The organism is Frankia sp. AiPa1 (assembly GCF_023243075.1).
Taxonomy (GTDB): Bacteria; Actinomycetota; Actinomycetes; order Frankiales; family Frankiaceae; genus Frankia.
Window position 1 is genome coordinate 111,633 of the sequence record NZ_JALKFZ020000140.1, and the last position, 26,626, is coordinate 138,258.

The following is a 26,626-nucleotide window of genomic DNA, read 5'->3' on the forward strand; positions in this document are numbered from 1 at the left end:
CGGACCGTCAGCCCCCCCGTACGTACTGCACGTCGCGCTCCCCGATCATGGCCAGGAGGGCCACGAGCGGTTCCAGGACCCGGCGCGGGCGCGCCGGCCGAACAAACCTGCCCGGGGGCGCCTCCTCGCCGGGACCGGCGGGGCCGGACCTGACGGCGGACGACCCGCTGGCCGAGACGAAGTGCAGCGTGCACCACTGGAACTGGTCCACCGGCGCGAGCCAGGCGGTGGCCCGACGTTGGTGCAGGAACGCGTAGGCATCCTGGCTCTCCTGGCGGAACAGGAAGCGGTCGACGGCACTGGGCACCGGACGGCTCAGCCAGCGGTCGACCGGCGGGGTGAAACGCAGCCGGTCCGACTTGGTGATCGCCAGCGCGGCCGGGATGAGCAGGCGGCCATCCTTCTTGTCCCGGAAACGCAGCCCGGCGACGGTGGCGCTGTAGGTCGGGTCGTCCAGGGTGGTGGCGTCCGACAACTCGTCGTCCTCGACGCCGTCCCGGCTGTCCTCGCCGCCGATCTTCGTCGGGTCGACCACGAAGATCAGACCGTCGACCCGGTGCAGAAAGCGCAACGCCATCGCGTGTTTCTGCAGGCCCAGCAGCTGCTCGCCGGCGGCGTCGAAGAAGACCAGCGGGAACGTGAGCCCGGCGCCCGTGGTCAGCAGCACCGCGTCCGCGTAGGAGACCAGCGCGGCGTTGCGGGTGTGCGGGGGGGCGATGCCCTTCTCGAAGAACGGGTCGACCACGTTGGACCGGTAGGTGTTGTGCTCGGTCAGGTTCACCGGCATGGTGCGCAGGCCGCGCGGGCCGAGCCGCTGCCGGTCGATCTCGCCGGACATCGCGGCCAGCAGGCAGGTCTTGCCGGCCCGGGAAGCCCCGACGAAACCGATCACGATCGGTCGTTCGTGCAGGACGAAGTCCACCGGGAAGTAGTGCGGCACGCGGTTGATCTCGTTCGGGCAGCGCAGGACCGCGCCCTGGATCTCCGGCGCCCACCGCGCGCTGGTCCGGGGCGGCAGAGTGACGTGGGACGGGGGGCCGTTGTCGTCGCGACGGTAGGCCTCACGGCCGTTCCAGTCGAACTCCTCCAGACAGATCACGCAGGTGACCTTCTGCTTTCCCGCGGTGTCGGTCACGGTCACGGCGCTCACCTCCGATCCCGTCGGCGGATGCGGGGCAGCCGAGCGGACGGCGATCCGTCCGTGGGCGGCGGCTGGGTGGGAGTTTCGGGGTCGGTCAGCCCGGCCGCGCCACCGGGATTGGTCGGCCGGGTCGGGGTGATGCGTCCGATCGTGGGCTGCTCCGCGGTCGGATGGACACGCGGGGACGGGGGAGCCGCCAGCCCCTGGCCCTTGGCGATCATAAGCTGCTCGAACGCCCGGCGTCCCTCGGCCAGTGGATCCGGCTCCGAGCGGGGCAGTTCGTCCTGGGTGAGGACCACGCCGAGCCGACGCAGTACCTGCTCGGCGCTCGGGCGGCCAGGCAACGGGTCGAAGACGCCGTGCAGGATCTGCCCGAGCCAGGGGATGTTGCTCGCGGCGATGTCGGGATTGCCGCCCGGGCCGATGTGCAGCCGGTTGGGCGTCACGCTCAGCAGGGCGCATCCGGCGCTGTACAGGTCGTCGCGGGCGTCGATGACGCCGCCGCCGAGGATCTGCTCGGGTGGTGCCCACTCGCGGGGGGTCCGCTCGGCCGGGGTGGCGACCTGGGCCAGGCGCGTGCGCGGCTCCCCGATGAGCCGGGCGTACTCGAACCGGTTGATCTGCAGCGTCCGGCTGGGAGAGTGCCAGTACAGCGTGTTGGCCCGCAGCTGCCGGTGGGAGATCCCGAGGTGTTCCAGCAGGACGAGCCCGCGGATCAGGCCCCGGGCGAACTCCTGCTGGTCGTCCGGCGAGGACAGCGGGACGGGCAGTCTGTCGACCGGCACGCCCCACTCGACGGTGACCGCGAACGGCCGCCTCTGGTCCACGTCGTAGCCGAACAGCTGGGAGAGGTGCCACGGGTAGCGGGACCCGGACCCGTCCCATGGCAGGCGCCGGTCGGCGTCGAAGCGGCGCAGCATCCGCAGTCCGGTGGCGATGGCGTTCTCCAGGGCGAGCTCGGCGCTCTCCCCGCCCACCGCATAGCGGATCGCGAGCTGGTAGTCGCGGTACCGGCCACGCTTGGTGACGAAGTTCCTGGTCTCATCGGTCGCGTCGGAATCCATCTCGACCTGCCAGACGACCGTCCCCCCGCCTGGCCGATGGAACCGCAGCTCCTCGACGTCACCCACTGCCTGGACCCCTCCACGGCGGTTTCTCTCCCCCGGTGTCCGCGCCGCCGGTGGGCCTCGGCGGACGGAACCCGTCTGGACGCCCGGCGGCACCAGTGCCGGGGCTGCCCGGCCCGCCGCCCAAACCGGGCAGGCCCGGCTGGCCGCGCTGGTAGTTCGGCGAACCTGGCCGGTTCCCGGCCCGCGGACCGGCCTTGCCTGCTGGCCCGGCCTTGTCTGCTGGCCTGGGCTGGCCTGCTGGCCTGGGCTGGCCGACCGGGCCGGCGTTGCTGACCCGTCCGGGGGCGGCGGTACGGCTCGTGGGGACGGTGCGGTTCGTGGGGGCGGTGCGGTTCGTGGGGGCGGTGCGGTTCGTGGGGGTGGCGCGGTTCGGATCGCCGGGCCGGCGTCCAGCGGTGCCGGTCCCACCGCGGCCCGGACGCAGGGGAAGCTCGAGACCCGGCGCGTCGCCCGCCCGCTGACGGGTGAGTGGGCGCCCGGACTGTGACCCGCCGGACCGTGACCAGCCGGCCCGTGGCCATGCGGCCCGTGGCCACGCCGTGTAGACCAGCAGGCCCAGACCGGCCAGACCCGAGAGGAGGATCAGAACCTGGAAGATCACCAGAGATCATCCTCCTCGTCCACGGTGCGGTCCGCCCGCGCCGAGGTCTGCTCGCTTCCCGGCGGCGCAGCGTCCGCGACGGGCGACGGCGGCGTGGGCAGGGCCGGCCGGCCGTCGTGTGCCGCTGTGGGGAGCGGTGCCGTTGAGGGGAACGGCGCCGTGGAGGGAGGCTGTGCCGCGGACGGGACCTGTGCCGGTGGGACGGGTCCCCACGGAGGTACCGGTGCCGCGAACCGCGGGAGTTCCGAGGTGGGCAGGTGATTGGTGGGCGGGGCCGCCCCGGGCACAGGCTCCGTGGACGGGGCGGTCCCGCCCAGCGAGGCCGCTGGCGCAGTGGGGTTCGGCGGCGCGGCGGGGATCGGCGGTGGGTTTCGGGCCGGCGCCGGCCTGGGCGGCGCGGGAATATCGGCCGTCGGAGGGGCGTCGCCCGCGGGCCCTGTCGCCACCGGCGGCTCGGTGCCGGCCGGAGATCCCTTGCCGACTGAAAACTCCGTGCCGACTGGAGATGCGTTGCCGACTGGAGATTCCGGGCCGGCCGGGGATTCCGGGCTGAAGGGGTCGTGGTGGCTTGTCTCGCCGGACCAGACGTCGTCGGCGACGGAACGCCGTGCCTCACCCGGTGTTTCCCGTGGCGCCGGCTCGGACGCCGCGGGTGTTGCCCCGCGCGCGTCGGCGGACCCGGCCTGGGCGAGTGCGGGGGACGGGTCGTTGTTGCCCGTCGACGCCGGGCCGGACGCGACCGCATCGGGCCCGGCGGCCTCAGGCCCGCCGTCACCGGGCTCGGCGGGATGGGTGGGCGGCGAGGTGGCCCCGGCGCGTGACAGTGCGGACGGGGAGCTCGCGCGTGTTGCGGACCTGGGGTTCAGCTCGGTCAGCCGGATGATGCCGGCGATGTCGGGGGAGCCGGTGCCCTCGTCCAGGCCGGGGTCGGCGATGCTCGGGATGAACCGCACGAACGGTGCCGTGTCCGGGGTCTGGTTGAGCAGCCGCAGGTCCTCCTCGTTGGTGAGCTGCAGCAGGTCCGGGAAGCTGGCGGTGGCCCGACGCAGCCGGCCGAGCTCCTGGGAGTTCAGCCAGACCCGGCGGGCGAGTTCGGTGCGTCGGCCCAGGTCCGCCTCGAACGGCGGCGGCGCCAGCGGCCCGCGCCGCTCCAGGTGCTCGTCGTAGGCGGCGAGCAGGGTGCGCAGATTGTTCTGGACGTCCCGGTCGATGTCGTCGCGACGCATCCCGGCGATCTCGTAGCCGTGCTCGTTGAGCACGGTGCGGATGGCGGCGGCGACGTCGTCGGTGACGATCTCGGCGAGTGCGCCGCGGTTGGCCAGCAGCTGCCGGCCCACCGCGGAGCCGACGCCGAGGGTCGAACCGTCGCCCGGCAGGCCTGCGGCGGGGAAGGCCGGCCCGCCGCCGGGCGGTCCGAAACCGCCTGGATGCCCCGGCCCGCCCAGCGGTCCGTACCCGCCGGGTATGCCGGTGCGGCCGGCTGGGCCGACAGTGGCGGACGGGCCGGCCGGGCCGAAACCGCGTGGGCCGGCGGGGGCTGGGCGCAGCCCGGCGAGGGTCGCCTCGGCGGCGTCGACCGCGTCGGCGACGGCGCTGGCCAGACGCGCCCCGCCGAGCCGGGCCTCGGCCAGCACCCACTCGTTGAGACCGACCGAGACCAGCAGCGCGCCGAGGCCCCCGACGGCGGCCTTCGCGTCACCGAGTCGCAGCCGGCTCTGCCAGGTGGACACCGCCCGGCGCCACCAGATCAGTGGCGCGAACGCCAGCGCCAGTCCTGCCAGCAGCAGCACCACGCCGATCGCCGTCCCGAGCCTGGGCAGGCCCGCGCCGCCCGCGATGCCGGCGATGCCGCCGATCAGCGCGTCCAGCCCGTACCAGACGAGGGCGCTGCGCGGCATGTCCCGCGGGTCGCCGGGCTGACGAGGCTGGGGGATCGGCCGGCGCTGGTAGAGCCGTACGGCGAGCCCGACGGTGAGCAGCAGGGCGAGCAGCGCACCGATGATCCCGATCGGGAACCAGAGTCCGGCGAGCAGCGTGCCCAGGAAGGCGGTGGACAGCATGCCGGGATGCAGCCAGCGCGGGAACAGCGGCGGCGTCCGCAGCGCCGCGACGAGCTGCGGCGGGCAGATCTGGCCGACCTGGTCGGCCCGGGGTGTGCTGCCGGCGGGACGGGCGCGTCCGGCGAGGTCGCGCAGCCAGCGGGCGGTGGCGGCCAGTGGCTCGCGGTGGTCGAGCGCCGCATCGGTCTGCTGGCGTAGCGCCTGGCGCACCGCGGCGGGCGCCGCCGCTTCCACGGGCACCATGGAGACGCCGAGGACGGCGAGGGCCTGCCGCTGCTGCGGGCCGATGCCCTCGTGGCCGCCGATGTCACGCAGCGCCGTGTGCAGCCGCTCGGCGAACTGGCCCAGCTGTTCGCCGGCCGCGACGATCTCCGTCCACACGAGGGAGCCGGCGGGGACCGGGCCCTGGCCGGTGACCTGACGGCGGCGCCCGAACGGCTCCTCGCGCAGCGCTGCGAGCAGAGTCTCAGCCCTGGTGAGATGCGCGAGCGCGCCCCGGGCGGCCGTGGGCAGCTGGCCGGCGTCGTTGATGATGGTTCCGACCCCGGCGTCGTTTTCGGTCGCGGCGCCGGTGAGCAGACGGTCGATCTTGAGCGCTTCCTCGGGCAGGGCCGTGCGGACCCCGCCCGGGTGCGCCGAACCGCCGACGGGCCCCGAGCCGCCGAGCAGCCCCGAGCCGCCAGCCAGGCCGGGCCCGCCGGACAGGGCGCCGGTGTCGGGCTGGGTGAAGTGGCCGAACGCGTGGCCGGCGGCCTCGTCGAGAATCTCGCGGCTCACCCGGCCGAGCAGCAGGTGGATCGCGGGCGCCGCGGCCTGGTGGTTGCAGCCCAGCACCTCGGTGCGCACTCGGCTGAACACACTGGGGATGCCGAGCGCCTGCAGCAGCGCGGCGAGGTTGGGTTCGGCGTCCTCGTCGGGGCCGAGTATCCGCCCGGTGCGACCGGGGCTCCAGCGCAGGCCGCGCAGGTCACCGACCCAGAGCACGGGCAGCTCGGAGACGGGCGGCAGGTAGAGCCGGTCACTGTCCGGGCGCGCGCCGAGTGCCAGGACCAGCAGTTGCGTGACCGACGCCGACCCGGACAGGCGGACGAGCAGCTCCCGGTACTCGTCCAGCCGCTCCACGTCGCTGACGACCAGCACCCGTCCGGTGTCCACGCCGCGACGGCCCAGCCGGCCCGCGAACTCGCGCTGGAGTGCGCCGATCGAGGTGGACAGCACCCGGCGCGGGTCGTCGCGCAGGTCGAGGACGACCACCGCGCCGTCGTCGTCCTGGCGGCTCGGATAGCCACTCCCGGCGCGGCCTGCGCCGCCGGAGCCGCCGGAGCTCCCGGAGCTGGGCGGGCCCAGGTGAGTCGTCATCGTTCGTCCACCCACTCGACGTCGGTGGTGTACGCGTAGAGGTCGCGCAGATTGCCGCGGATCGCGCCCTCCTCGGTGAACGGGCGGGTGAGCGCCGCGGGCACGGTGGTCGACCAGAACTCGAGGACCTGGTCCAGGCGGCTGCGGCTGGCCGGCGGCAGTCCCTCGCGGAACTTCTCGATCCGGGCTCCCTCGGCGCCGGCCATGTCCACGAAGATCCGGAAGACCTTCGCCGGCGGCACTGGTTCGCTGGTCAGGCCGTCGGGGCGGATCAGCCGCAGGCTGCGGGTGAAGGCGCGGCGGGCCTCGTCGTCGTCCTCGACGATCGCCTGCTCGTAGACCCGCAGCAGCGACCCCCAGGAGGAGGTCTGCCCGATGCGGTGCAGCGGCAGGTACATCGACTGCGCCTCGTCGTACTCGACCGCGCTGACCTGGATGGACTCCGGGGAGTCGAGCTGCCCGTTGACCACGACCCGGCCGTTCCACATCGCGCAGAGCAGACGGTGCAGGATCGTCGTGCGATTGTCCTCCGTCATCGCGAGCCAGCCGTAGTTGTAGCTCAGGCGTTGCCGCCAGCGCAGGTAGTCCGTCGGGTCGTGGTGGGCGACCGACTGCGACCAGTAGCGCAACAGCTCGCGGACCTCGCGGACCTCGTTGACGGCCATCGAGCTGCGAAAGAGCACGACGACGATCGAGTCGGGCTGCCCGGGGCGCAGGCTTGGGCTGACCCCCTGGTCGGCGGGCAGCGCCAGCTCCCGGCGCAGGCAGGACTCCACCTCGCCCGCCCCGGCGTGCTTCACCGCCGGATGCGCGATGAGGATCTTGAGCTTGCCGGCACCGTCGGGGCTGAATCCGCCGGGCAGCAGCGCGCGCAGCTGGTCGAGGAACTGGCGCAGGTCCAGCGGGTCGACGTCGGGCGCGGCGCTGGTGGCGGCCCGGGCGAGCAGCCGGCCCATCGACGGCAGCAGCGGCACCGCGGCGCCCTCGGCCTCGGCGAACAGCGCACGGACCTCCTGCTTGAGCCGGTCGCGCAGAAGGGCGACCGCCCGCTGCGGCGACGAACGCTCGGTGATCTCCTCGAAGGCCTTCTGCCAGTCGGCGCCGCGCAGCAGCAGCCGCAGCACGTCGGCCTCACCGGCGCCCTCGGGCAGGCCGCCGCGCTGCAGGAACGCCCGCAGCACGGTGCGGTAGAAGACGTCGAGGTTGCCCCCGGCGGGCAGCAGCGCCCGGATACCGGTGCGGTCCTGGCTCAGCGCGATCGTCCGCCGGTCGAACTCGTCCGGCTCGGCGCGGGCGAACACCCACATCGCCTCGGCGAGGTCGTCGACATGACCGGCGGCGGTGTTCACCTTCGGCTGCCACACCCGCGACTGGCGGCTCCACGCCTCGTGCCACAGCCGCCAGGTGTTCCAGCGGTGCCAGTGCTGCAGGGTGGCCACCGCCAGCTGCACGGGCGGGTCGCCCCACTTGGCCTTGCTCGCGAACCGGTTGCGGATGTCGGGCAGCACGGGCGCCGCGGCGCTGACCGGTGGCCGGTTCGGCACCTGCGGCGGGGTGTTCTTGCGCGCCTCGAGCAGGCCCAGCAGGCCGGAGCGGTCCGGCGGGTCGAGCAGTTCCGGATGCCCGCGGATGATCCGCCGCAGCCGGAACACGTCGGTCTCGCCGAGCATCATCCCGGCGGCCTGCACCGGCTGGAACCGCTGCGCCGCGATCTCCTGCACCAGCCCGGTGAGCTGCGCCGACTGGGCGCGCAGGACCGCGCCGATGCCCTCGGAGTAGTCGCTGAGCGAGCGCTTGATCTCCGCGGCGCCGTCGGTGACCCGCGGCGAGCCGACCGGCAGGTCGGGCCGGTCGAGGATCTCGCCGAGGTTCGCCGCCCGGGCCATCCGCCCGATCAGCGGGACGTTGCGCTCCCCGCCCGGGTTCGGGGCGTCGAGCTGCGGGACGGCGCGGGCCAGCAGCCGCCCGGCGACCAGTTCCGCGAGCGCGTCCCCGGGCACCGTCAGCGAGGCGACCAGCGCGGTGGACACTCCCCGGTGGCCGATGCCGGAGTCGGCGGCGGTGTGCCGTTCCGCCGCACTGTTGATGAACGAGTCGGCGAACGACTGGAACGACTGGCCGACCGCCGCCGACTTCTCGGACTGCTGCTCGGAGGTGATCAGCGAGAGCACCAGCGAGGCGATCGAGCGGTGGATGTCGTCCTTGTCCATGCCCGGGGTGCGGCTGAACAGGAAGCCGGTCTGCACCGTGCCCGAGGCGATCTGGATCTTCCGGCCGGGGTAGGCGACGTCGATCGGGCGGCCGATGTTGTCCGAATGGCCCAGCACCCGCTGGGCCTTGCGGGCGTTCTGGTCGTCCACCAGCCGGTAGAGGTCGAGCAGGGCTCGGCCGGCGTTGAGCTGCGCCGACCGGCCGCCGCCCCGGCCCTCGTCGAAGGCGCTCGGCATGAGCACCAGCGGGTAGATCTGCGCGCCGATCCGGGCCCGGTCGAACGCGTCGGCGATCAGGTGCAGGTAGTCGTAGAAGATGCCGGCACCCGTGCCGCCGGCCACCGAGAAGGCGACGAACACGTCGCAGGAGCGGTTGGAGCGCCCACCGAGCACCCCGAGTTCCGCCCCGGCCCGGCTGACGGCGTCGATGGCGTCGCGCAGCGGCTGCTGGGCCGGGCCGATGTCCTCGCGCACCGTCTCGAACAGCGCGGCCCGGCCCACCGTCGGCAGCTGGCCGGCGCCCTTGGTGATCGGTGCGACCAGCGGCTCGTCCAGGATGGGCGGCAGCCAGGACTGGATGAACGGCCCCGCGGTCATCCGCAGGTTGGCGGCGACCTCCGCATAGGTCTGGAACTTCGGCACCAGGCCACGGACCAGATGAGCGTTGCGCGCCGCCGCCTGATGGTGGCTCGCCGCCGGCACGGTCGCGCCGTGGATGCGGTCGAGTTCGGCCTCGTTGAGATCGGCGTAGACGAACTGCAGGCAGCCGGGCAGCTGGTAGGGCAGGTAGCCCGAGTTGCCGTGGGTGCCCATCCGCTCGGCGAACGCGCTGCCGTCCGGCCCGCACAGCGATTCCCGCAGCCGCCGCTCGAGCTCCGTGCCGATGGCGCAGCCAGTTCCCCCGAGCCCCACGAAGACCAACGGCTGGTAGATGTTCAGCCCGAAGGCGGTGTCGCGTGTCTCCATGCGTGTCCGATCCGTCATCTGCGCTGGTCGTGCCCGCTGTCTGGGTGGAGATGGGTCAGAACTGGGTCTCGTTCCAGGGGTCGGACGACGGGGGTGCCGGGGGCGTCGGGGGCGCCGGTGACGGCCGGCGGGGGACACCGCCGGGCTGGAGTGTCGGCGCCTCGGAGATCGTCCCGTACTCGTCCCCGCCGCCCGGGGCGACGTGCCCCGGGTCGTGGGCAGCGGAACCGTAGCCGGGCGGCGGGCCGTACCCGCCGCCCCCAGCGGGCTGGCCGGCGCCGAACGGGCCGTTGGCCCCGTACTGGCCGTTGCCGCCGAATCCGCTGGGAGCGGGCCCAGGCCCGGGCGGATTCGGGCCCGGGATGGTGGCCCAGGGATCGTCGCCGTACTGGCCGCCGTATGGGCCGCCGCCGTACTGGTCGCCGCCGTACTGGTTACCGTCGAACGGGTTACTGTCGAACGGGTTGCCGTTCGGGTCGGCGCCGCCCGGGATCGGGTTGCCGAAGGCGTCCACAGCGGTGCCCCCGGAGATGGGGTTGCCGAAGGCGTCGGCGCCGACGCCCCCGGTGCCCTGGGAGCTCGCCGTGCTCCCGACCCGCCGGTCCGCGATCCACAGCTGACCGCCGTTGCCCGCGGGGACGCGGGCGCCGGCCGAGACCGTGCGCGTCTCCCCGGCCGGGGTGGAGATGGTGAGCTGACCGTGCTTGGCGCGGCGCACGGTGTAGGCGCCGCCCTCGCCGGCACCGGCCAGGACGAGGGAGAACTGGCCGGGCACGTCGTTGATCACGAATCGGAACGCCGACGCCCACATCTGGGAGGCCGGCAGGTCGGCCGTCGTCCCGTCGCTACGGGCCGCGAAGGCCTGCAGGTCGGAGACGTTCACCGCGCGCCGCCACCGGGCACGCGCCAGCAGTGCCGCGACGATCGCGAGCAGTAGTACCACGGCGGCGATCAGCAGGAACGGCCAGATCTTCTCGAGCGTGCCGGGTGGCGCTTCGACCTCGAAGCTCACCGGCTCCTCGGTGAGCACGACCCCGGACCCGGAGCCCGGGGATCCCTCGGTGGTGTCGGAGACCCGCACGACACCGGTGCGCCTGCCATAGCCCGTGTCGGAGGCGACGGACAGCTTCAGCGCCTGGGCGAAGCCGCTGGCTCCGGCCGGCACCGTCACCGTCGACGGGCTGACGCCGACGCCGGCCAGGCCGTCGGGACGTAGCTCGATCTGACGGGGGCTCCCGGTGGGGTTGTCCGCCCGAAGCGTGCCGCTGACCGTCGCCCCGCGGTGGACGTGACCGGGCGGGCGGAGCTCGACGACCGCCCCGCCGCCGCTGCGCCCCGGAATCCGATAGGTGGCGTGCTGCACGGTGCCCCGCAGACCGGAGCCCATGATCCTGCCGGTGACGGACAGCAGCCCGGAGGCCGTGGCCGGGACGGTGATCTGACCGGCGTAACCGCCGTCGCCGGCGTTGTCGTCGCCACCCTGTCCGTTGTCGGCGAGAGGCACCGGCACGGGGGCGAACCCGTCGCCGGTCAGCTGGGCATCGAAGACGAGTCCGGTCAGGTCCCTGGGGTTGACCGGCTCGTTGCGGCTGGTCTGCAGGGTGATGTGCACCGTCGCCCGCTCGCCCGGCTTCGGTGAGGCCGGGGTGAGGCGGACCGTCGAGGAGAGCTGGCCGATCCAGGAGAGGTCGGCCTGCACCGTCTGCGCCCTGGCGTTCGCCGGCCAGGTGAACCGGATCTTCCAGGTGCCCGGGTAGGGGCTCGTGACGAACAGCGACTCGGAGTTGGCCGCGCTGTTGTTGAGGGTGAAGAACGAGCCGTCCTGGCTGCCGCTGCCCCGCACGCTGTGCCCCCGCGGGTCGATGTACTCGACCTTGATGCCGGGATCGCGCTTGAGCGCGTTGATGGTGGCGCTGGACGCGATCGCCGGGATGCTCAGCGAGAGGGTCACCGGGCTGCCGGGCCCGCCGTTGTCCTGGTCGGTGTCGAAGCCCATGCAGCTCGCGTTCGCCAGCGCCCGGTCGAGGGACAGGGCGATGTCCGCGGCTGTGTTCGCGTAGGAGGCGGCGGGCGCCGCCACCGGCACCTTCTGACAGTTCTGGCTGGTGCCGGCGCCGAAGCCGGGCAGGCGCCGCATCCAGTCCCGGTTGAGCACGGTGCCGAACCCGACCGGCCAGATCTGCGCGCCCAGGGCTCTGGCCCGCGGCGCGATGACGGTGGCCGTCTCGTTCATGGCCGCCGTCCCGCGCTCCTGCTCCCGGGCCTGCTGGTCGGGCAGCCGGGTGCCATAGCGCTGGACGTTGTCCACGCGCAGTCCACCGTCGGTGAGCAGGAACACGACGTTGAAGAAGCCGGGGTCCTTCGCCGCCTCGAGGATGTCGAGCGCCTTGGTCAGCGCCGCGGCGTGGTCCGTGCCGTTGCCCTCCTCCTCGGTGCGCCGGTGCAGGCTGGCGAGGCAGGTACGGAAGCCGGCGCTGCCGACGGTCGCGAGCGGGCAGACCTCGTCGGTCGCCCCATGCTGCTGCCTGCTGACCTCGGGGAAGTCGTCGGTGCCGAAACCGACCACCGCGACCTTGGAGTCCTTGTCCAGCTGTTGGCTGGTGGCGATCAGTCCGGCGGCGTCAGCCTCCTGGCGGACGGTCCCGGGGGTCTCGCTGTTCGACTCGTCGACGAGCACCACGGCATGCACCCGCGGCCGCCCGTCCGCACCCACCGTGGCGGGACCGCCGGCCGCACCGGCGCCCTCGGCAGGGCTGGCGGCGCTGGCAGGGCTGGTGACGCTCGGTGAGGGAGCCGGCAGAGCGCTCTTGGGTACCGGCGTGGCGGCAAGCGCGGGCACGCCCAGCGGGGCTACCAGGAGAAAGGCGCTGGCCGCCGCCGTCAGAACGCGGACAATCCAGCGGGCTTCCCCGGCCGGTTGGTTCGCCATGTATGTGTGGCCTCCCCCAAGGCTCACGCAGCGCCCGACCCCCCAGGTGCCAGGTCGCTCATGCGCTCACGAGCCGACCGCGGGATACCCACCGAAACACGTCCCGGTGCGGCACGGCGAGGTATGGCAGCGCACGGACGCAAGATACACCGTGTTCTGTCGTGTTGCGTGCGTCGATGGGCCAACTTGTCGGCCACTTTTGACGATCATGCTGCATCGCAGTGGGTTCAGTCTGTCCCATGACCCCCTGTCGCGGAAATTCATGCAGGTCAGAGGCCATATTTTGCTTGCCGTCAGAATGGCGGTCGGAGTTGTCCGACCAACGTACGGACATGTACCGGTAACGGGTGGCCGGTCGCCGTTGGGAAGGCTGTGGCGGCCGGTCAGGGCAACCGGCGACTGTCGCGACAACGTCGTGGCTCGACGTCGTGGCTCGACCGGTTCCACGGCCGCGGATGACAAGTCAGAATGTCGTTGCCGCGTCGGCGCAATTCCTCGGCCTGCGCACGGCATAGGGCGTCGTCCTACGCCGTCTCCCGGCCCCGGCCCCCGCGAACAACCTCCCGCCGTGCTTAGCCGCGCCCCAGACGCGTGTTGACGCGGTCGAGCAGGGCCCGGGGGGTGGTGATGACCTCCAGGTCGTCGTCGGTGAGGGTGACGCCATACTCGACGCCGAGGCGGGACGCCGTTTCCAGCAGGGCCAGCGAGTCGTAGCCGAGGGTGGCGAACTCGGTGTCCAGGATGTCGCCGTCGAGGTCCACCCCCTCCTCCTCGCCGGCCGCCGAGCGCAGGAGGTGTGTCAGGTCGTCGATCGTCAGTTCTCTGGTTGCCATCGGTTGTCACCTTCCGTCAGGATTGGCGTGCTCTGGGTTGGCCGGTGACCCGCTCGGCGTTGCCGCGATCGCGGGCGGCCGGCGTACGACGAGAGCCGTGTTGAAACCGCCGTGGCCGCGGGCGAGGACGAGTGCGGAACGCGGCCGGTCCGCCGGGCGGCGGGGTGCGCCGACGACCAGGTCGATCTGGTGGTCGGGATCGACCTCGCGCACGTGCACCGTCGGCGGGATGACGCCGTCGCGCAGGCTGAGCAGCGCGGCGGCGACGTCCAGCGCTCCCGCGCCGGCGCACAGCCGCCCGGTGGCACTCTTCGGCGCGGTCACCGGCACGCCGCCCGGGCCGAACAGGGCGACGAGCGCGGCGGCCTCGGCCCGGTCGGCGTCCGGCCGCCCGGCCGCGTCACCGAAGACCACATCGATGTCGGCCGGCGCCAGGCCCGCGTCGGCGAGTGCCTGCCGGGCGGCGCGCAGCAGCCCGTCGGCGTCAGGATCGTCGGGGGACAGGTCGAAGGTCGACGCGTAGCCGGCGATCTCGCCGTGGATGGTCGCGCCTCGGGCGTGGGCGAAGGCCGGATCCTCGAGGATCAGGAACGCCCCGCCCTCGCCTGGTACATGCCCGGACGCGGCCCGGTCGAAGGGCAGGTACGCGTGGCTAGGATCGTCGCTGGCCGTGAGCTCACCGGTGCTCAGCTGCCCGGCGAGGCCCAGCGGGCACAACGCGCTGTCGACCCCGCCGGCCAGCACCGCCGCGGTGCCCTTGCGGATCTGCCGCCGGGCGGCGCCCAGCGCATCCAGGCCGCCGGCCTGGTCCGAGACCACGGTGGCGCCGGGCCCGCGCAGTCCGTGGCGGATCGAGAGCTGGCCGGTGTTCACCGCGTAGAACCAGGCGAACGACTGGTAGGCGCTGACATGCTGGGCGCCGAGCGCCCAGAGATGGCCGAGTTCCCGCTGGCCGAACTCGAATCCGCCCATCGAGGAGGCGGTCGCGATCCCGATGCCGAACTCGGGGGCGTCATCGGCGGTCAGGCCGCTGTCGGCCAGGGCCTGTGCCCCGGCGGCCAGAGCGAGCCGGGTGGAGTGGTCGGTCTGGGGCAGCAGCCGGGACGGCACATGCTGCTCAGCGACGAACCCGTCGACCTCACCGCCCACCCGGACCGGATAGCGGGTCGCGTCGAACCGGGTGATCGGTCTGAGCCCCGACTCGCCGGCGAGCGTCGCCGCCCAGTACGCCGACGTGCCGAGCCCCGTGGGCGCGGCGACTCCGATGCCGGTCACCACCGCGGTCCCCGCTGCGCGGGCGTCGGTCATGGGGTCCTCCGGTCGGGACGGGCGAGCACGACGGCGCTCTGGAATCCGCCGAAGCCGCTGCCGACACTGAGCACGCTGTCCACCGGCTGCTCGCGGGCGACCAGCGGCACATAGTCGAGATCACATTCGGGGTCCGGCTCGTGCAGGTTGGCCGTGGGCGGGATGACGCCGTGCTCCATGGCGAGCGCGCAGGCGACCAGCTCCAGCGCACCGATCGCGCCGAGCGAGTGCCCGATCATGGACTTGATCGAGCTGACCGGGACTCGCCGGGCATGCGCGCCGAGGCCGCGCTTGAACGCGGCTGTCTCATGCCGGTCGTTCTGCCTGGTGCTGGAGCCGTGGGCGTTGACATAGTCGATGTCGTCCGCAGCGAGGGCCGACTGGTCGAGCGCGATCCGGATGGCCTCGGCCATCTCGATCCCGTCGGCCCGCAGACCCGTCATGTGGTAGGCATTGCAGCGCGTGGCGAAGCCAGACACCTCGGCGTAGATGTGCGCATCGCGCCGCCTCGCATGCTCGAGCTCCTCGACGACCAGGACCGCGGCGCCCTCTCCGAGAACGAGGCCGTTGCGAGTGCGGTCGAACGGGCGGGAGGCATGCTCGGCGTCGTCGTTGCGGGGGCTGGTGGCCTTGATGGCGTCGAAGCAGGCGAGGGTGATCGGGGCGATCGGGGCGTCGGTGCCGCCGCTGACGACGACGTCGGCACTGCCCTCCTGGATGAGGTCGACGGCATGCCCGACCGCATCCAGCCCGGAGGTGCAGCCGTCGGAGACCACCGACACCGGACCCGCGGCCCTGGCCAGCCGGGCCAGCTCGACGGCCATCGAGCTGGGCACGAACTGGCTGTACAGCTCGGGGACGGCGTAGCTCGGGTCGACGAGCCAGTCACGGCCGCTGTCGCTGAGGATCACGTACTCCTGCTCCATGCGGGTGGTGCAGCCGACCGCGGTGCCCAGCGCGACGGCGGTCCGCTCGGCCGGGGTGGCCTCCGGTTCCAGGCCGCTGTCGCCCAGCGCCTCCCGGGCGGCGACGACCGCGAACTGGGTCGCCCGGTCCATCCGGCGGACCTCCCGGGGGCCGAGACCGGCTGCCACCGGGTCGAAGTCCACCTCGGCGGCGATGCGCGACCGATAGGGGGAGGGGTCGAACAGAGTGATCGGACCGGTGGCCGACTGCCCGTCCGTCAGCTGTTTCCAGTAGGCGTCGACCCCGATCCCTCCCGGGGCGACGGCTCCGAGCCCGGTGATGACTGCTCGTCGTGTGGTCATGAAATTGTGGCCTCGCTGTTCGGCGATTGCGGTGGGGGTGTGAGGTAAAAGCCCGGACGGGGAACGGACGCGTGGAGCAGGCGCACGGCGCGGGGCGTGCGCGGGAGAGCCGCGGAGCGTCAGCCCGAGAGCTGGGTGGCGGTGACCTTCGTCGGGGGAACGCTCGTCGGGAGATCAACGGCGTCGGACCCGGGCGTGCCCGCGGCCTCGACGATGCCGGCGATCGCCTCGGCGACGTGCCGTAGGTCGCTGCCCGACGCCCCGGCGCGCCGCGGTAACAGTGGAATGACCGGTGTACCGGCCCGGAGCACCTGCGGACTGCGCCGGGCCGGGATCGTCAGCGTCCATCCCGGCCCGCATTCGACCAGGAGCTGATCGCCCGCGGTGGCCACCGCGGCGAGCGCGTCGGCGAAGTACACCGGCCGGGCCGGCTGCGCCGCCCAGAAGTCCGGATCGGTCGCGGCGGCGGGGCCGAGCAGCCCGCCGGTGTACCCGGAGTACAGCGGCACCGCCGGCGGCGCCCAGGTCAGCCGCCGGACCGACGAGAGAGATCGGGCCGCGTGCCCGCCGAGCACCGGGCTGTGGAACGGGACTCGCGCGGGCACGGTGAGCGTGGTGAAGCCAGCGGCGCGCAGCCGGGCCCGCGCATCCTCGAGCGGGGCGGCCGGACCGGCGAGCACGACGCTGCGCGCGGCGTTGACGGCGCCGAGCGCCACCTCGTCGGTCAGGAACGGCCGCACATCGGCGGGTGAGGCAGCCACCGACAGCATGCCGCCAGGCGGCGCGTCTCCCAACTGCGCGATCCGCTCGGCGAGCAGGCCGGCGGCTTCGGGCAGGCTCAGGACTCCGGCCGCGACCGCAGCCACCACTTCTCCGACACTGTGGCCAAGCAGCGCCACCGGGACGATACCGGCCTCCCGCAGGGTGACGGCCAACGCGTGGTCGACCGCGAACAGCAGCGGCTGCGCCCGCCGGAGATCGTCCAGGTCGATGAGTGGCCAGTCGGCGAGCCAGTCGGCGCGGATGGCCCGGCCCTCGTTCCCCCACAGCGACAGCACCTCGTCCATCGCCGCGCGGAACGTGGTGTGACGATGGTAAAGATCCACTGCCATGCCCGGATACTGCGCGCCCTGACCCGGAAACAGCAGCACCACCGATCGCGCCATCGCGCACCTCCGGGCTCGTCGTCGCTGTCTGGTCCGGTGCTGTCTGGTCCGGTGCTGTCTGGATTCCGTGACCAGATGGCTCGGGTTCGACGGTGGGTCTCACCGTTCCTGTAGAGCATGCTCACGCCCGGTCCTGGCGATCCACTGGAGTCCTGCCGGAGAGATAGTCAGTGCGTTCTCGACCGTGCCTCCAGCCGGCGCCGCCACCGTAAGGAGGTGGGCCGACGTCCGAACTTCGGAGGTGCGCTGTGCGCACGCACGATCTCTACCTGGCCGCGGTATCGAGCGAGCTGCCGACTCGCCTCGATGTCGGGACCGCGTTGGCGGCAGGGCTGTGCGACGCACACACCGCCGAGCAGACCGGCATCCACGCGGTGTCCACGTCTACGGCGCCGCCTACGGCGCTCGCCGCCGCCGCTGCCGCGCGGGCGCTGCGACGCTGCGGTGTCGCCGGCCATCAGATCCGCCTCCTGTTGCACGCCGACGTCTACTACCAGGGGCACGACCTGTGGGCCGCGGCCTCGCACGTGCAGGAGTCGGTGGCGGGCTGCCGCTGCCCCGCGGTGGAGATCCGCCAGCTGTCCAACGGCGGCATGGCCGCGCTCGAGCTCGCCTCGCTGGTGCTGCGGGGGGAGAGCCGGCCGGCCGAGGTACTGGTGACCACCGGCGACACGTTCCACCCGCCCGGTTTTGACCGGTGGCGCAGTGATCCGGGCACGGTGTACGGCGACGGCGGCACCGCCGCGGTGCTGTCCAACACGGCCGGGTTCGCCGCCGTGCGCAGCATCGCGACCGTGTCCGACCCGGCCCTGGAACGGATGCACCGCGGCCGCGATCCCTTCGGCCCCGCACCGTTCAGTGTCCGGGCTCCGATGGACCTCGACGTGCTCAAACGCGACTTCCTCGCCGAGGCTGGCATCGGCGGCACCGTGGGTAAGGTGGCCGCCGGCCAGCAGGACGCCCTGATGCTGGCGCTCAAGGATGCCGATGCGGACCTTTCCGACATCGACTGGTTCATCCTGCCGCACTTCGGGCGGCGCCGGCTGACCGCCGGCTACCTGCGTCCCTGGGGCGTGGACGTCGCGGCCACGACCTGGCCGTGGGCGCGCACCGTCGGCCATCTCGGCGCCGGTGACCAGTACGCCGGGCTTGAGCATCTCGTGCTCAGCGGTCAGGTCCGGCCCGGCCAGCGGTGCCTGCTGGCCGGGGTGGGCGCGGGGTTCACCTGGTCCTGTGCCGTCCTCGACGTGCTCGACCGGCCCGACTGGTCCACGGCGACGAGTTCCAGACGCCCTCCAGGTGATCTGGACCCGCCCGTCTCAAGCTGACAGCGGGGTGGCGCCCGACCAGCCGGACGCCACCGCAGACCTGCCCCGGAATCCGACGGACTCGCAGACGAACTCGCATCGGAATCGACAGGGAGAGCGGAATCGTGAGCGTGTACACCCCGAAGGTCGCCTTCGTCACCGGCGCGACCAGCGGTATCGGCCTCGCCGTCACCCGGACACTCGCGGAGCGCGGCATCTCCGTGTTCGGCATCGCGCGGCATGCGGAGAACGTCGCTGCCGTGGCGGACAAGCTGCGGGGCGAGGGCCTGGCGGTCGATGGCGTCGCGGCCGATGTCACGGTGCCCGGCGACATACGGGCCGCCGTCGCCGCGGCGACCGAGCGGTACGGCCGCATTGACGTCCTCGTCAACAATGCCGGCCGTAATGGTGGCGGCGAGACTGCACGTATCCCGGATGACCTCTGGCTCGACGTGATAGACACGAATTTGACCAGCGTGTTCCGGGTCACTCGGGAGGTACTCACCACCGGGCGGATGCTGGACGGGCCCGCCGGGCGCATCATCAACATCGCCTCGACCGGCGGTAAGCAGGGTGTGATACTCGCCGCGCCCTATTCGGCGTCCAAGCACGGTGTCGTCGGATTCACCAAGGCGGTCGGCCTGGAACTTGCCAGGACCGGCATCACCGTCAATGCGGTCTGCCCCGGATACGTCGAGACTCCGTTGGCCGAACGGGTCCGGCAAGGTTATGCCGAACACTGGGACGTCTCCGAGCAGGAGGTGCTGGAGAAGTTCCAGGCAAAGATTCCGCTCGGCCGATACTCCACCGCCGACGAGGTTGCCGGGCTCGTCGGCTATCTGGTCACCCCGGCCGCCAGTCCCATCACGGCGCAGGCCATCAATGTCTGCGGTGGTCTTGGCAACTACTGAGCCGCCGGTAACACCGGCACACGCGATCGATCCCATCGACCGAGGAATACAGGAGGCGACGCCTCATGTCGGAACCAGGAATTCACCGGACCCGGCACGCCGTGCATATCGCGGCACCGCCCGATCTGGTCTATCAGCTTGTCGCGGACACCTCCGGCTGGCCGCACACGTTCTCGCCGACCGTCCATGTGCGACGGCTTGACGGTGACGACCATGCCGAACTGCTGCAGATCTGGGCATTCGCCGGTGATGAGGTCCGTACCTGGACCTCTCGGCGGCAGCTGGATCCGCAGGCGCGCCGGGTGCGGTTCCGCCAGGAGGTCACCTCACCGCCGGTGACGGCGTTGGGCGGCGAATGGCGGATCGACGGCGACGGCGACGGCGGTACCGAGGTGGTGTTCCACCACGACTTCTTCGTGCGTGACGACGACCCCGCGCAGGTCGCCTGGGTAAACGTGGCCATTGAGCGCAACACCACCGCGGAGCTCGACGCGCTGCGCGTCGCTGCCGAACTGGGTGCGGCCCGGGAGGAGCTTGTTCTCAGCTTCACCGACGCCGTGTCGGTGCGCGGCTCGGCTCGCGACGCCTACGACTTCATCTACCGGGCCGACACCTGGGAACAGCGGCTGCCGCACGTTGCCCGGCTGGCGTTCACCGAGGACACCGCGGGCATCCAGACCATCGACATGGACACCCGGGCCGCCGACGGCACGGTACACACCACCCGGTCGGTGCGGATCTGCCTACCTGACGACATCGTCTACAAGCAGACGACGGTCCCGCCGATCATGTCGGCGCACATCGGCCGTTGGGAGTTCCGTGAGGACGACGGTGTGGTGCGCGTGTCCTCCCAACACACGGTGGTGCTGCGTCCGGAGAAGCTGACCGAACTACTCGGCCCGGAGGCGACCGTGGCACAGGCTCGAGAGGCGGTGCGTGCCGCTCTGGGCGCGAACAGCAGGGCTACACTCACCCTGGCCAAGGAGGCGGTGGAGGCGACTCATGTCTGAGTACCACGCCGGGCTTTCGGCCCGGCCGGTCGATGAACTGCAGGGCGAGTGGTACGAGTTCCGCCGCGCGTGGCTGGACTATCTCGCTCGGCCCTACGGCCCACTGTCGCCGGTCGGCCTGTACTGGCTCGGGGAGGACCCGCAGACGTTCGACGAGATCCCCGGATCCTGGTCGGTCGAGGGCGGGCGGCGTATCGTCGTGGACGCCTCGGCGCAGGACCGGCTGACGGTTGACGACCAGCCGATCAAAGATCGGACCACGCTGTTGGACGCCGCGGCGCCGCACGCGGCCCGGCCGGCCTGGCACGACACCGTGCTGGTCGTCCCGACGCTGTTTCCCACGCAGACCGGCCAGGCGGCCCAACTCGGCATTCAGGTGCACGATCCGTATGTGGCGAGTCGCCGCCTCGAGCTCGGCGTTCCCACCTATCCCTACGATCCGAAATGGATCCTGCCAGCCCGCTACGAGCCTTTCCCGGAACGGCGTCCCGTGACACTGCGCTCGGTGGTCGAAGGAAAAATCAAGGACCTTTCGGTCTTCGGCAGGGTCAGCTTCGTCCTCGACGGCAACTCGTACTTTCTGGAGGTCTACGCCGGGCCCGACTACGAACTGCACATCCCGTTCCGGGACCGCACCAGTGGGCACACGACGTTCGCCGGTGCGCGGCTTGTGTTCGCGCCGCAGCCCAAGTCCGCTGGCGGTGCGGCCTTCGACTTCGAGCTGGATTTCAACCGGGCGGTGAACGGTCCCTGCGGATTCTCCCCGTACACGACGTGCGCGCTGCCGCCGCCCGGAAACACCCTGCCGGTGGCGATCGAGGCCGGTGAGAAGCTGCCGCTGTGGATGGAACAGCCGTCCGAGTGGGCCCGCTGATCTCTGACGGCGACCGTTGCGCTGCCTCGAGGCCTTCGAGTGTCGCCCCCTACCGGCGGCCTGGGATCGCCTCGAGGAGCCGGCGGGTGTAGGGCTCGGCGGGCCGGTCGAACATGGTGGTGGTGTCGGCGGCCTCGATGATGCGTCCCGCCCGCATGACCGCGATGCGTTCGCAGATCTGGCGGACGACGGCCAGGTCATGGGAGATGAACAGGTAGCTGACGCCATGCTCGCTGTGCAGCCGCGCGAGCAGGTCGAGGATCTGGGACTGGGTTGTGACGTCGAGCGCGGAGACAGGCTCGTCGCAGATGAGCAACGCCGGCCGCAGGGCCAGGGCGCGGGCGATCGCGACCCGCTGTCGCTGCCCGCCGGACAGCTCGCCGGGGCGCCGATCCAGCAGGACCGCGGGCAGTCCGACCTGATCGGCCAGGTCCGCTGCGGCGGCCCGCCGGCTGGCCCGGTCGCCGACCCCGAAGGCCCGCAACGGCTCGGTGATGCTGCGGCCGACCCGCATACGCGGATCGAGTGACGCATATGGACTCTGCTGCACGAGCTGGACCTGCCTGCGTAGCTGGCGACGTTCGGCTGCCCGTCGGCGCACCGCGTCCTGCCCGGCGATCTGGACGCTGCCCGAGGACGGGATCTGCAGGCAGGCGGCGATCCGGGCCAGCGTGGATTTGCCGCTGCCGGACTCGCCGACCAGCCCTAGCGACTGCCCGCGGCCAAGGACCAGGCTGACATCGTCGACGGCGGGGAAGTCCCGTCTTCCGCCGCCCGTGGCCGGCCGGCTGTACAGGTGGGAAACCCGGTCCAGCGTCAGCACCGGGTCCGGCGCGGCCGGTAGGCCGATGGTGGCCCGAGGTTGCGGGGAAAGGGGCGAGTCCGCGCCGCTAGGCTGGGCTTCGGCGTGCGGCCGGTGTTCCGTGGCGGCGGCGACCCGGTCTCGGACGGTGACGATGAGCCGGGGCCCGGTCGGGCGGGGCGCGGCGTCGACGAGCCGGCGGGTATAGGGGTGAGTGGGAGCGCGCAGCACCCGGCTGGGTGGGCCGGCCTCCACTATCGTCCCCTGGTGCATGACCAGCACTCGGTGCGCACGATCCGCGGCGATGCCGAGGTCATGGGTGATGAGCAGCAGTGCGATTCCGAGGGTGTCGACGAGCCTGCGCAGATGGTCGAGCACCGCATGCTGCACGGTCACGTCGAGCGCGCTGGTCGGCTCGTCGGCGAGGATCAGATCCGGTTCGCCGCCGAGGGCCGCGGCGATGAGCACCCGTTGCCGCATCCCGCCGGACAGCTCGTAGGGATACTGGCGGGCCACCCGCTCGGGATCCGGTAGCCCGGCGGTGTCCAGCAGGTGGACGGCATCCTGGGCAGCGGTGCGCCGGTCGGCCAGGCCATGGATGCGGCGCACCTCGGCGACCTGGCTGCCGATGCGCCGAGTCGGATTGAGGAACGCGGTGGCATCCTGCGGGATGAGCGCGATCCGGGTGCCGCGCAGCGCGCGCAGCCTTTCCGGCGTCAGGTCCAGCAGATCGTGGCCGTCGAAATGGATCGCACCGGCGGTGATCTGCCCTGCGGCGGGCAGCAGCCGCAGCACCGCGTGCGCCAGGCTGCTCTTTCCGGACCCGGACTCGCCGACGAGCGCCACGACTTCGCCTCGCGCGACTGTCAGGTCGACGCCGCGTACCGCGGCCACCCTGCGTCGCTTGGCCGCGTAGGCGACATGCAGACCCGAAACCTGCAGCAGCGCGCCGGTCGGATCCGTCCTTCCGGGCTGGGCGGCGGCCACGGCCCGCGGCGCAGGCGGATCGGCCGGAACCGGCCTGGTCTGACCGTCGGCGTCGGATGAGGTGGTCATCAGTGGTGGCTGTCCGTTTCGAGAGCGCGGGCGATCCGGTTGGTGGACAGCACGACAGCCGCGACAGTCAGCCCGGGGAAGGTGGTGAGCCACCATGCCGCGTACAGGTAGGGCTCGCCGGAGGCGACGAGCGCGCCCCACTCGGGTGTGGGCGGCTCCGCGCCGAAGCCGAGGAAGCTCAGCGCGGACACGGTCAGCAGCACCGTCCCGACGTCGAGGGCGGCCAGTGCCAGCAGCGGTCCGGCGGCGTTCGGGATGACGTGGGTGAGCAGTATCCGCGCGCCGCGGGCGCCCCCGCCCCGGGCCGCTTCCACATAGCCGACCTCCCGCACGACGAGCACCTGCGCGCGCATCACCCTGGCGTAGCTGGCGACGCTGACAACGCCGACGGCGATCGCCACATGGATGACGCCGAACCCGATCGCGGAGACGACGGCGAGGGCGAGGAGCAGGCCGGGGATGGCCAGCAGCACATCCATGACCCGCATGAGCGCCGTGTCGATCCACCCCTGGAGGTAGCCGGCCACCGTCCCGACCACCGCACCGGCGAGCACGGCCACAAGGACAGCGACAACCGTTGCCTCCAGCGACAGCGCCGCGCCGTGCACCATCCGGGCATACAGGTCGCGACCCAGGTGATCGGTTCCGAACAGATGCCGAGAGCTGGGCGCCTGCAATCGCTGCGCGGTCACGCCCTGCAGCGGGTTCTGGTGGGAGAACCAGCCGGGCACGACTGCCCAGGCGAGTACCACGCCGATCACCAGGATCGACCCGGCCAGACCGGGGTTGCGTACCAGCGCGACCAGCGCCAGCAGCACTCGCGGGCCGATCCGCGCCCCGGCCGCCGGCCGGCGGCCGGGGTCGGTGTCGGCGTCGCTGCCGCGGACCCCGCCGTCGCTGCCACTGGGGTCGGCGTGGCTGGGACCGGGGCGACTGGTGATGGTGAACGCCTGCCTGCTGCCAGGGTCGGTGTGATCGCCACGCGGGTCGGCATCGGCGAGGTCGGTGGATCCGGCCATCAGGCGGCCTCCTGCGTCCGGGTTCCCGAGGTACGACGGGACACCTCGCCGCTGTCGCGGCGGACCCGGGGATCAAGCAGGGGGTACAGCGCCTCGACGAGCAGGCTGAGCACCGCATAGATCATCGCGGCGAGCACGACCAGCCCGAGCAGCACCGGCAGGTCCTCGTTCGTCACGGCGGCGACCGTGACCTGACCGAGCCCGGCCCGCGCGAACACCGTCTCGACGATGACGGCCCCGCCGAACAGGTTCGCCACCAGTAGACCGGCGACCGTGAGGGCCGGGAGGGCGGCGTTGCGCAGCACATGTCGGAAAACGATTCGCGACTGGCTGGCGCCGCGGGCCCGGGCTAGCTCGACATAGGCCGAGCCCAGGTCCGACCGCAGGCCGCGGCCCAGCACCTGAGCGATCACCGCGGCAGCCGGCAGCCCGAGAGTGATCGCCGGCAGCACCAGGCTGCGCAGCCCGGCGTTGCCGGTTGCGGGAAGCAGAGCCCAGTGAAACGACAGCGCCTGCAGCAACAGGATCCCCAGCCAGAAGGACGGTATGGACACTCCGGCCGCCGGCAGTGCGTCCAGCATGCCTCGGATGCGCCGGCGCCGGCTGTGCGCGGACGCGATCGGCACCGCCATGCCCAGGGGCATGGCGACGAGCAGCGCTGCCGCAGTCAGCTGCGCGGTCTGCGGCAACGCGTCGGTCAGCAGCTCGCGCACCGGCTGGCCGGTCTGCACCGAGGTGCCGAGGTCGCCGCGCAGCGCGCGGCCAAGCAGGGTGCCGTACTGGCGCCATAGCGGCTGGTCAAAGCCGTATTCGACGCGCAGCGCCGCCTCCTGCGCCGGGTCGACGACCACGTTCGGCCCACCCGAACGCTGCGCGAGCATCAGGGTGACCGGGTCGCTCGGCATGCGGTAGAGCGCGAGGAACGCCCCGGTGAACGCGGCCCACACCACGAACACCACCTGTACGAATCGGCGTGCCAGCCCGTGCAGACCCGCGCCGCGACGGCGCGGGCGGACACCTCCGGCCGGGTGCCGGGGCCGGCGGGCCTCGCGCGCCATCGCGAACGCGGTCATGACAACCACGCGTCGTAGAAGTTCAGGCTGGCATTGGCGTTGAACCGCAGATCATGCACCTTGTCCGACGCGGCGACGACCTCGGCCAGCTCGGTGATCGGAATGTCGTGTGCGTCGGTGACGAGCAGGCGCTGTGCGATGGCCGCATCCCGGTTACGCACCGCGGTGTCCACTGAGGCGGCCTGCCCGTTCAGCGCCGCGGTCAGTGGATCCGCCGAGGCGCCGGTGATCGTGAACCCGGCGAACAGCGTGCGCAGCACATCCGGATCAGCTCGGGCGGAGTTCCCGAGGAAGAAGTCGTAGTTGCCGGCGGCGAACTGTGCCTGCAGTTCCGAGATCGACAGCTGCCGCAGCCGCAGGTCGACGCCCACCGCGTGCAGTTGTTGCTGGATCAGCTCCAGGCTGCGGGGCAGGCCGAAAATGACGTCAAGGGTGAGCCGCTGCCCGCCACGCACCCGGATGCCGTCCGGGCCGGGCTTCCAGCCGGCGGCGTCGAGAAGCGCGCGTGCGCTGGCCGGATCGCGGGCGAGGTCCCGGCCGAGATCGGTGTATCCCGGGGTGGTCGACGACAGAACACTGGTGGCCGGCTTGTACTGCGGCGTGTACAGCGTGGCGATGATGTCCTGGCGGTCGATCGCCCTGGAGATCGCCACCCGGATGTCGCGGTTCGCCAGGGTGGGCCGTTTCTCGTTCGGCCACAGGCTCAGCACGACACCCGGATCGGTCCGGCTGAGTACCGAGAACCCGCCTGCCCGCACTCGCGGCTCGTCCTGCGGGGTGACGTTGCTGATCACATCGAACTGGTGGGACAGCAGACTGCCGGTTCGGGTGGTCTCGTTCGTGACGATCGCGATTCGGACCTGGTCGAGTCGGGCGGGACCCTGGTGACCGGCGGAGCTCGGCGCCCACGCGTAGCCTGCCCGCCGTTTGATGACAATCTGCTGGTTGGGGGTGTAGCTGTCGACGACGAACGGCCCGGTTCCGACGATCTTGCCGGCGCAGCGCTCCCCGGCCGGCCTGGCCAGTGAGGCCGCCGACTCGATCGCCAGCGCAGGTGTCGCGGTGGCCTGGAGGAACTGGGCGTTGGGTCGGTTGAACGTGATCGTCACTGTCCGTGGGTCCGGGGTGTCGACCGATGTCAACGCGGCCAGATAGGCGCCGGCGTGGCTCGCGGTCGCGCCCAGCCGGCGGATCGCGTTGAGATTCTGCGCCACCACGGTGGAGGTCAGCGCGGATCCATCACTGAACGTGACATTGGGCCGGAGATGGAAGGTGAAGGAGGTGGCGTCCCCCCGTACCTCCCAGGACGCCGCCAACGATGCGACGACGGCGCCCGTGTTCGGGTTCTGGGCGGTCAGCGATTCCACCACGCCAAGGTCCGGCCCCTCGCCGGCCTGCTGTGGGTCCAGACAGGTCGGCGAGTAGAACAGCGCGTACCGCAGTGTTCCGCCCTGCCGGGAGGGACCGGCCGCTGATCCGCCGACAGATTGTGAGCGTGCATGACCGGAGGAGCACGCCGCGAGCACGACCACGGCCGCAGTGACAACGGCTGCGAGCGCCGCACCTGTACGTGGTCGTCGGCGGACTGGGCGGGACATGCGCT

General features: G+C 72.2%; 18 protein-coding genes. 4 read left to right on the forward strand and 14 right to left on the reverse strand.

Translation table 11 applies throughout. The annotated features are described in order from the left end of the window. Window positions 1-7: 7 nt before the first annotated feature. The 10 genes from MXD95_RS28540 to MXD95_RS14950 all read right to left on the reverse strand — a co-directional run bounded on the left by MXD95_RS28540 (window position 8) and on the right by MXD95_RS14950 (window position 16,971). A complete protein-coding gene (locus MXD95_RS28540; RefSeq protein WP_250641219.1) occupies window positions 8-1,141 on the reverse strand; it encodes a hypothetical protein in 1,134 nt (377 codons plus the stop codon). Window positions 1,142-1,146: 5 nt separating this feature from the next. Further along, window positions 1,147-2,271: a protein kinase family protein gene (locus MXD95_RS28960; protein ID WP_250641220.1), complete on the reverse strand. Its 1,125-nt coding sequence runs from the start codon at window positions 2,269-2,271 to the stop codon at window positions 1,147-1,149. After that, window positions 2,264-2,872 (reverse strand): hypothetical protein, encoded by a 609-nt coding sequence (locus tag MXD95_RS14915; protein WP_250641221.1) that lies wholly within the window; start codon window positions 2,870-2,872, stop codon window positions 2,264-2,266. The genes MXD95_RS28960 and MXD95_RS14915 overlap by 8 nt, the downstream gene beginning before the upstream one ends. After that, entirely contained in the window at window positions 2,869-6,291 is a 3,423-nt protein-coding gene (locus tag MXD95_RS14920; RefSeq protein ID WP_250641222.1) for a hypothetical protein, read from the reverse strand. The genes MXD95_RS14915 and MXD95_RS14920 overlap by 4 nt, the downstream gene beginning before the upstream one ends. Next, a complete protein-coding gene (locus tag MXD95_RS14925) occupies window positions 6,288-9,467 on the reverse strand; it encodes a tubulin-like doman-containing protein (protein WP_250641223.1) in 3,180 nt (1,059 codons plus the stop codon). Before MXD95_RS14925 ends, MXD95_RS14920 begins: the two co-directional genes overlap by 4 nt. A 55-nt stretch (window positions 9,468-9,522) precedes the next feature. Next, window positions 9,523-12,396, reverse strand: coding sequence for a vWA domain-containing protein (locus MXD95_RS14930; protein ID WP_250641224.1), 2,874 nt, complete (start codon window positions 12,394-12,396; stop codon window positions 9,523-9,525). Window positions 12,397-12,968: 572 nt separating this feature from the next. Next, window positions 12,969-13,229, reverse strand: a complete 261-nt coding sequence (locus MXD95_RS14935) for an acyl carrier protein (RefSeq protein WP_250641225.1) — start codon at window positions 13,227-13,229, stop codon at window positions 12,969-12,971. 6 nt (window positions 13,230-13,235) lie between these two features. Further along, a complete protein-coding gene (locus tag MXD95_RS14940; protein WP_250641226.1) occupies window positions 13,236-14,537 on the reverse strand; it encodes a ketosynthase chain-length factor in 1,302 nt (433 codons plus the stop codon). Further along, the gene (locus tag MXD95_RS14945; protein WP_250641227.1) at window positions 14,534-15,805 is read right to left on the reverse strand and encodes a beta-ketoacyl-[acyl-carrier-protein] synthase family protein; all 1,272 of its coding nucleotides are present in this window, start codon (window positions 15,803-15,805) and stop codon (window positions 14,534-14,536) included. The genes MXD95_RS14940 and MXD95_RS14945 overlap by 4 nt, the downstream gene beginning before the upstream one ends. Before the next feature lie 119 nt (window positions 15,806-15,924). Further along, the gene (locus MXD95_RS14950; protein ID WP_250641228.1) at window positions 15,925-16,971 is read right to left on the reverse strand and encodes an acyltransferase domain-containing protein; all 1,047 of its coding nucleotides are present in this window, start codon (window positions 16,969-16,971) and stop codon (window positions 15,925-15,927) included. Between the two features lie 248 nt (window positions 16,972-17,219). Here MXD95_RS14950 and MXD95_RS14955 point away from each other — a divergent pair, with 248 nt between their 5' ends. The 4 genes from MXD95_RS14955 (at window position 17,220) to MXD95_RS14970 (ending at window position 21,073) form a co-directional block, all read left to right on the forward strand. Continuing rightward, on the forward strand, window positions 17,220-18,299 hold the full coding sequence (locus tag MXD95_RS14955; protein WP_250641229.1) for a ketoacyl-ACP synthase III family protein: 1,080 nt from the start codon (window positions 17,220-17,222) through the stop codon (window positions 18,297-18,299). Between the two features lie 104 nt (window positions 18,300-18,403). Then, a complete protein-coding gene (locus MXD95_RS14960) occupies window positions 18,404-19,189 on the forward strand; it encodes an SDR family NAD(P)-dependent oxidoreductase (RefSeq protein WP_250641230.1) in 786 nt (261 codons plus the stop codon). 65 nt (window positions 19,190-19,254) lie between these two features. After that, on the forward strand, window positions 19,255-20,199 hold the full coding sequence (locus tag MXD95_RS14965; protein WP_250641231.1) for an aromatase/cyclase: 945 nt from the start codon (window positions 19,255-19,257) through the stop codon (window positions 20,197-20,199). Further along, complete coding sequence (locus tag MXD95_RS14970; protein WP_250641232.1) at window positions 20,192-21,073, forward strand: DUF1684 domain-containing protein; 882 nt, start codon at window positions 20,192-20,194, stop codon at window positions 21,071-21,073. Before MXD95_RS14965 ends, MXD95_RS14970 begins: the two co-directional genes overlap by 8 nt. A 49-nt stretch (window positions 21,074-21,122) precedes the next feature. On the opposite strand, the gene MXD95_RS14975 is transcribed toward MXD95_RS14970, so the two are convergent. The 4 genes from MXD95_RS14975 to MXD95_RS14990 are packed head-to-tail and all read right to left on the reverse strand — an operon-like array spanning window position 21,123 to window position 26,621. Then, the gene (locus MXD95_RS14975) at window positions 21,123-22,931 is read right to left on the reverse strand and encodes a dipeptide ABC transporter ATP-binding protein (protein ID WP_250641233.1); all 1,809 of its coding nucleotides are present in this window, start codon (window positions 22,929-22,931) and stop codon (window positions 21,123-21,125) included. Further along, the gene (locus MXD95_RS14980; RefSeq protein ID WP_250641234.1) at window positions 22,931-23,950 is read right to left on the reverse strand and encodes an ABC transporter permease; all 1,020 of its coding nucleotides are present in this window, start codon (window positions 23,948-23,950) and stop codon (window positions 22,931-22,933) included. Before MXD95_RS14980 ends, MXD95_RS14975 begins: the two co-directional genes overlap by 1 nt. Then, window positions 23,950-25,023 carry an ABC transporter permease gene (locus MXD95_RS14985; protein WP_250641235.1) on the reverse strand — a complete coding sequence of 358 codons (1,074 nt, stop codon included), beginning with the start codon at window positions 25,021-25,023 and terminating at the stop codon, window positions 23,950-23,952. The genes MXD95_RS14980 and MXD95_RS14985 overlap by 1 nt, the downstream gene beginning before the upstream one ends. Next, on the reverse strand, window positions 25,020-26,621 hold the full coding sequence (locus MXD95_RS14990) for an ABC transporter substrate-binding protein (RefSeq protein ID WP_250641236.1): 1,602 nt from the start codon (window positions 26,619-26,621) through the stop codon (window positions 25,020-25,022). Before MXD95_RS14990 ends, MXD95_RS14985 begins: the two co-directional genes overlap by 4 nt. Window positions 26,622-26,626 lie beyond the last annotated feature (5 nt).

Bases quoted from the DNA above. Each gene is read 5' to 3' on its own strand.
- MXD95_RS14920 (WP_250641222.1), bottom strand. From the start codon at position 6,291: ATGACGACTCACCTGGGCCCGCCCAGCTCCGGGAGCTCCGGCGGCTCC.
- MXD95_RS14925 (WP_250641223.1), bottom strand. From the start codon at position 9,467: ATGGAGACACGCGACACCGCCTTCGGGCTGAACATCTACCAGCCGTTG.
- MXD95_RS14930 (WP_250641224.1), bottom strand. From the start codon at position 12,396: ATGGCGAACCAACCGGCCGGGGAAGCCCGCTGGATTGTCCGCGTTCTG.
- MXD95_RS14935 (WP_250641225.1), bottom strand. From the start codon at position 13,229: ATGGCAACCAGAGAACTGACGATCGACGACCTGACACACCTCCTGCGC.
- MXD95_RS14940 (WP_250641226.1), bottom strand. From the start codon at position 14,537: ATGACCGACGCCCGCGCAGCGGGGACCGCGGTGGTGACCGGCATCGGA.
- MXD95_RS14945 (WP_250641227.1), bottom strand. From the start codon at position 15,805: ATGACCACACGACGAGCAGTCATCACCGGGCTCGGAGCCGTCGCCCCG.
- MXD95_RS14950 (WP_250641228.1), bottom strand. From the start codon at position 16,971: ATGGCGCGATCGGTGGTGCTGCTGTTTCCGGGTCAGGGCGCGCAGTAT.
- MXD95_RS14965 (WP_250641231.1), top strand. From the start codon at position 19,255: ATGTCGGAACCAGGAATTCACCGGACCCGGCACGCCGTGCATATCGCG.
- MXD95_RS14970 (WP_250641232.1), top strand. From the start codon at position 20,192: ATGTCTGAGTACCACGCCGGGCTTTCGGCCCGGCCGGTCGATGAACTG.
- MXD95_RS14975 (WP_250641233.1), bottom strand. From the start codon at position 22,931: ATGACCACCTCATCCGACGCCGACGGTCAGACCAGGCCGGTTCCGGCC.
- MXD95_RS14980 (WP_250641234.1), bottom strand. From the start codon at position 23,950: ATGGCCGGATCCACCGACCTCGCCGATGCCGACCCGCGTGGCGATCAC.
- MXD95_RS14985 (WP_250641235.1), bottom strand. From the start codon at position 25,023: ATGACCGCGTTCGCGATGGCGCGCGAGGCCCGCCGGCCCCGGCACCCG.
- MXD95_RS14990 (WP_250641236.1), bottom strand. From the start codon at position 26,621: ATGTCCCGCCCAGTCCGCCGACGACCACGTACAGGTGCGGCGCTCGCA.